General features: G+C 51.1%; 1 protein-coding gene. It reads right to left on the bottom strand.

Annotation, left to right across the window (positions count from 1 at the left end; translation table 11 throughout):
- On the bottom strand, window positions 1–1,132 hold a 1,132-nt coding region (locus ACFIK0_RS08230), incomplete at both ends, for a transposase domain-containing protein (protein ID WP_375663789.1).

A 1,132-nucleotide genomic window follows, 5' to 3' on the forward strand; every position in this document is an offset into this window, starting at 1 on the left:
GCTTGCAAGCTCTCAGTAAAGGTCTCATCAAAACTGCGCCCCGCACAATTAACCGCTTTGCGCCCTGCTTGCGCATTGTGTGCACAAATTTGCGCACCAACATGGGCTTTAAACGCTTCAAATCCTATCGCGCGTTTTCCATAATCTTCAGGCTTGGCATCCGGTTTATTGCCCGTATAAGCCCCCGCACAAAAGGGATGTTTAGAAATCGCTTCTGCCAGATCACGCCATGCCCGCTCAATCGGTTTAGACTGTCCGCTATAAGGGGTGGTCCATTGCAATTGCACACCCAAGCTCGTCAAAAGCCCCTGCGGATCATCCGGCTTAATCTTAAAACGAAAACGGTTTTGCACACCTCCAGAAATCCACTTGCTGGTAAAAGCGCGCCCATTATCCAAGGTCATACGCTCTGGTATGCCATAAGCTTCCACCATGTCCCCAATCACCAAACGCACGATTTCCCAAGTCTCAGCATCCGACAGGCGCCACGATAAAATCTTGCCCGAATAAAGATCTTGTATCGCTATCAGATAAAGCCGCACAGGCTTCTCTGTCCAAGGAACGCTCACAAAAACATCCAGCTTATGCCCGTCCATATTCACTGCTTGCAATGCATGCAAGCTCGAGCGATCACGCCGTTGGGCTGGATAAAGCTTTTTTGCCTTTTCTTCTCCCTCACGCGCTAAAACCACAACCGCTTTGGAAATTTGCGCCTTAAAACGACGCCGCAAAGCCCGCTCTGAAGGAATGGGCTCAAAACCCCGCTCCTGTGCAACCGAAACCATCCGCCGATAACACGCCGAAAAAGCAGGTTTAGAGGGGCGCAAATAATCCGAACAAAAAACCTCCCACGCCCCCTCATGACACGGCGCAAATTGCGAAACATTCTCCTCACCATAACAAGGTGCAAGCGCTGCCAACCAATCAGGGCGCTCATACCCCTCCACCATCTGCCGCCAATTAAAAAGCGACATCCGGCTCACACCAAATTGCACCGCACTCAAACTTGCCGCATCATGCACACCCATACCGGCATGGAGCAAATCTTCCCAAAAGCAAAGTGCCTTCAAACGCTCTTCACAGCGCCTTTTATGCGCCTTGGAAAGCCCCTCATAACGCACCCAAATGCTTG

Source organism: Bartonella sp. CL63NXGY (assembly GCF_042194905.1).
Lineage (GTDB): Bacteria > Pseudomonadota > Alphaproteobacteria > Rhizobiales > Rhizobiaceae > Bartonella.